Raw genomic sequence first — 4028 nt, 5'->3', positions numbered from 1 at the left:
GGGTTAGGAGTCGGTCGTCGGTCGTCAGTAGCCGGTCGTTTCAGGCTTTGTTGCCCTCTTTTTTTTGTACCGGTTTATGTACTACAAGAAGGATAATGCAAGGTTTTTGAATGTCCCAATCCTATTTTCGCAGCATGAACATCGGATTTTAACAGGTCAAAAGCCTTATTTTAAAAGGGTTTTACCATTATTCAGCAAGCCCTATTTAGCGGGACTCAAACGATAACAAAAGATAACTGAGGGTATAATGCTTGGCAGATCAGCGTTTCACAATGCTAATACATAATCAGCACCTTGCTCAATAATTGTAGAGGCAATTTCAGTTTGACATCCCATGGCATCAATACTTACTAAACAACCTCGAATTTCTCAAATCTTCAATAATTCAGGAATAGCAGTAATCTCATGGGATTTTTCAGCGACTTTTCGTTGACCAAGTACCAAATGATTAGTGGCTGACCAGACACTTACCATAGGAATTAAACTGCGGTTATTTCCTCGTTCTTTTGCCCCTCGTCAGGTTTTCCCGTCCACATTTAAGAGTTCTCCATTGGTCACCTGATGAACTGCTTGCATCCAACTAATAAAGCATGACTGGAGTTCTTCTGATTTTAAACGGGCAAATAATCGGATCAATGTATCATGAGAGGGAATCCCATTAGGCAGAGCTAGAAAAGTTTTTAGCCATTCATATTTGGTTATACCATAGGCAGCAACTGCTTCCCAGTTGTTCGCCCCACAAATGGTTGCACAGATATTAATCACAATAATATCTATCAGCAAATGCTCAATGTTGTGTAACGCTCTAGGGTCTTTTAGAGTGCGTGTTTTTCAATCAGGGCTGTTGGTGATGAACATTTGTCCGTTAACATTGTTTTGTGCGAACCTGTAAACAGATAGTTAATATTCTGTATACTAACTTGAAAAATTTAATATTTATCTCCTAATTGCTATTCCATGAGGATATCTTGTAGATTTATTGCGTATCTTCAAGAATTGTGTGCGATTGCCCGGGCCACCTAACGAGCATATATAAACGAGCATATATAATAATGAAGAGAATAAAATGCTTGACGAAACTCATTAGATCAGAGAAAGGAGGTCAGTCATGGATCTGGTACAGTTTGTGGTAGTTATCATCGTGGTTGGGGTTCTATTGTGGCTCGTGAACAACTACATTCCGATGGACAGCAAGATCAAGCAAATCCTGAACATTGTGGTTGTCATCGCCCTCGTTTTGTGGATTCTTAAGGTGTTCGGATTGCTGAGTTTTCTCAAGGGAATTCGTATCGGTAGGTGAGTGATGTTCTAGACGGAAGGAAAGGTTGAATTATTATGGATCTGATGTCCATCACACTGGTGGTGCGCTGGCTAATAGGCTGGGGATTGATGTGGCGGTTGCCGCGACTTCCAGACCTTTCAGTCGTCGGTTCGCCTAAAGTCTCGGTCTTGATTCCGGCGAGGAATGAAGAGAGTACCCTCCCTAATTTGCTAACAGCCTTAAAGCAGCAAACATTCAAGCCCTACGAAATCATTGTCATCGATGACCAGTCCGCCGATGCTACCCCACAGATCGCCGAACAGGCCGGGGTGAAAGTAGTGCAGACTAGCCCTTTGCCCACAGGTTGGACAGGGAAAAACTGGGCACTCAAAACCGGATATGCAGCCTCATCTGGCGATATTCTCGTCTTTCTCGATGCCGACACTGAGCCAGGGGAGGAGCTGCTCCGCAGGCTGGTGGCAACTGTTCAACACTTAGGTGGTCTGGTCTCAGTTCAGCCCTATCACCGCACTGAACGCCCCTACGAACTGTTAGCGGTTCTGTTCAATCTCGTCGGCTTGATGGCCGTCAAACTGGGAGCAAGAGGTGGTGTGGCTTTTGGACCGGCTATGGCTACCAGCAAGCATGACTATGAGCGGGTCGGCGGCCACGACGCTGTGGCAGGATATGTTGTAGAAGACTGGTTCATGGCTCATATTTATGAGAGTGCGGGACTGCCAGCAAGTGCCTACATTGGTCATGGCCAACTGGACTATCGGATGTACCCCGGCGGGCTGCGGGACTTGGTTGTTGGTTTCGACAAAAACTTTGCAACGGCAGCAGGGGAAGTCTCTTGGCTGCGGATGCTGGCGGTTGTGTTCTGGCTTTCAGGGTTGTTCTGGGCGGCTTGGTGTCTGCCCGCATCCCTATTCGGCTGGCCGATTGTCGGGAATTCATCCTTACTATATAACGTACTGCTTTATCTTGCCTTCGCCATACAGTTAGCCATAATTGTATGGCCAGTGGGTTCATTCGGAGCAATCGTCTTTTTCTTCCCCATTCCGGTTGCCTTCTTCATTGCAGTGTTCCTGCTGGCAATTCTGAATCTCGAACGTGGTCAAATCGAATGGAAAGGACGAAGGATAAGTACCCGATGGCAAGGTGAATGAATGAGATTATCTATACTACAGTTACCGGATGGGGTAATTGTCGGGCTTTGTGTGGTCGGTTGGACAGCCTGGTCACTTTTGATCGGTTTTGTCGGTCATCGACTTCCCCTGAAATTCCTAGAAACGGACACCTGCCTGACCCGGCCACGACCCTGGGGGGAAGATAGACAATGGTACAATCGGGTACTGCGGATCAAGCGATGGAAGGATCGGTTGCCAGAAGCAGGGGATTTCTTCCCAGGAGGTTTTCGCAAAACATCCGTTGGCGGTGGGGACTGTGCCGTAATGTCCCGTTTTTTGGCTGAAACCCGTCGCGCGGAATACGTTCACATCGCCATCTGGCTGTTTTGGTTAGTGACGATGCTCTGGACTCCTGGCTGGGGTGTGCTGGTAAACCTCGCCGTGGGAACAGCTTTCAACCTGCCTTGTTTGTGGGTGCAGCGTTACAATCGGCTTCGGCTCCAGCATCTGCTCGTATTGAAAGGACAGGAAAAAACGATATGCTAAAGTATGAGCTTGGCTGTGAATTAACCTACAGCATTGAGCAAGCAAGCACTCTAATTCTTAATGTTGCTATTGTCAGCAACAACCATCAGATTATTGTTCAGGAAGACCTCCATTCTAACTCTCAACGGTCGATTGAGGAATACATCACTTCTGTCAGTGGAAACCGATACTTTCGACTCAATGCCCCTCCTGGCAATTTGCAAATTTCCTATCGAGCAACCGTTGGCTTATCTCCTTATTATTCAGACCCCAGTACGATTTTTGAAGTAAAGCCGGCCGATTTACCCCTCGATATCTTGTACTATCTTTATCCGAGTCGTTACTGTCAGTCAGATCGATTATTGCGCTTTGTCGCGGCTGAATTTGGCAATTTAGTCCCTGGTTATTCCAGGGTGACAGCTATCTGTAACTGGATTTATGACAATGTTTTGTATCTCTCTGGTAGCAGTGATTCTTTAACTTCTGCTTGCGATACAGCGATAGAACGGGTAGGCGTTTGCCGTGATTTTGCCCATTTAGGTATTGCTTTTTGTCGGGCCTTGAATATTCCAGCACGCTTTGTTTCCGGCTACGCCTATGGTTTAAATCCCCCCGATTTTCATGCCTGGTTTGAGGCTTATCTAGGGGGTCGCTGGTATCTTTTCGATCCTACCCGCCTTGTGCCTCAGAGCGGGCTAATTCGCGTTGGCACAGGACGAGATGCAGCCGATGTTTCTTTTGCCACTATTTTTGGTCCCGTACAAATGAATCAGATGAGGCTTTTTATGGACTACTTACCCGATGCCAAGCCGATTTCCGAGAATATTTTGATACCGACAACAGAGGCGATCGCCATCTCTTGAGCGTACCCCAGTCAGGTATTCTATTATCGAAAATTTGGGTTGAAAACCCCGTCCTTTGAGGACGGCTTTAAGCTACAATGGAAAAAGCGATAACCAAGCTAAAAACTGAACCCTGACCACAGATAGTAGGGGGTTTCGTTCAGAAAAGAATTCAAATTCGGCCTTGAACGAGTAAAACTTTCTAGGAAATAAGGTTGAACATGAGATTTTTTCGACTTGTTCAAAGTGGCCGTCCGGCATTCGGACACT

The 4028-nt window shown here is 46.4% G+C and carries 4 protein-coding genes and 1 pseudogene; 4 read left to right on the top strand and 1 reads right to left on the bottom strand.

The genetic code is table 11. The features are described from left to right. Window positions 1–270: 270 nt before the first annotated feature. Window positions 271–819 (bottom strand): annotated as a pseudogene (locus tag PX636_RS08505) (ISAs1 family transposase); the annotation flags it as partial. A 289-nt stretch (window positions 820–1108) separates the two neighbouring features. On the opposite strand from PX636_RS08505, the gene PX636_RS22645 reads away from it, so the two are divergent. The 4 genes from PX636_RS22645 to PX636_RS08490 are packed head-to-tail and all read left to right on the top strand — an operon-like array spanning window position 1109 to window position 3779. Then, window positions 1109–1300, top strand: a complete 192-nt coding sequence (locus tag PX636_RS22645) for a Thivi_2564 family membrane protein (RefSeq protein WP_012265960.1) — start codon at window positions 1109–1111, stop codon at window positions 1298–1300. 35 nt (window positions 1301–1335) lie between these two features. Beyond that, on the top strand, window positions 1336–2430 hold the full coding sequence (locus PX636_RS08500; RefSeq protein ID WP_002799015.1) for a glycosyltransferase family 2 protein: 1095 nt from the start codon (window positions 1336–1338) through the stop codon (window positions 2428–2430). Then, window positions 2431–2937, top strand: a complete 507-nt coding sequence (locus tag PX636_RS08495; RefSeq protein WP_061432769.1) for a glycosyl-4,4'-diaponeurosporenoate acyltransferase CrtO family protein — start codon at window positions 2431–2433, stop codon at window positions 2935–2937. Continuing rightward, window positions 2931–3779 carry a transglutaminase-like domain-containing protein gene (locus tag PX636_RS08490; protein WP_041804103.1) on the top strand — a complete coding sequence of 283 codons (849 nt, stop codon included), beginning with the start codon at window positions 2931–2933 and terminating at the stop codon, window positions 3777–3779. Before PX636_RS08495 ends, PX636_RS08490 begins: the two co-directional genes overlap by 7 nt. Window positions 3780–4028: the final 249 nt, after the last annotated feature.

This window comes from Microcystis sp. M53598_WE2, from assembly GCF_030067735.1.
Taxonomy (GTDB): Bacteria; Cyanobacteriota; Cyanobacteriia; order Cyanobacteriales; family Microcystaceae; genus Microcystis; species Microcystis aeruginosa.
The sequence above is the reverse complement of the archived record's forward strand: the minus strand, read 5'-3'. Positions and strand labels throughout refer to the sequence as shown.

Coding starts and splice junctions, on each gene's coding strand:
- PX636_RS22645 (WP_012265960.1), top strand. CDS start 1,109: ATGGATCTGGTACAGTTTGTGGTAGTTATCATCGTGGTTGGGGTTCTA.
- PX636_RS08490 (WP_041804103.1), top strand. CDS start 2,931: ATGCTAAAGTATGAGCTTGGCTGTGAATTAACCTACAGCATTGAGCAA.
- PX636_RS08495 (WP_061432769.1), top strand. CDS start 2,431: ATGAGATTATCTATACTACAGTTACCGGATGGGGTAATTGTCGGGCTT.
- PX636_RS08500 (WP_002799015.1), top strand. CDS start 1,336: ATGGATCTGATGTCCATCACACTGGTGGTGCGCTGGCTAATAGGCTGG.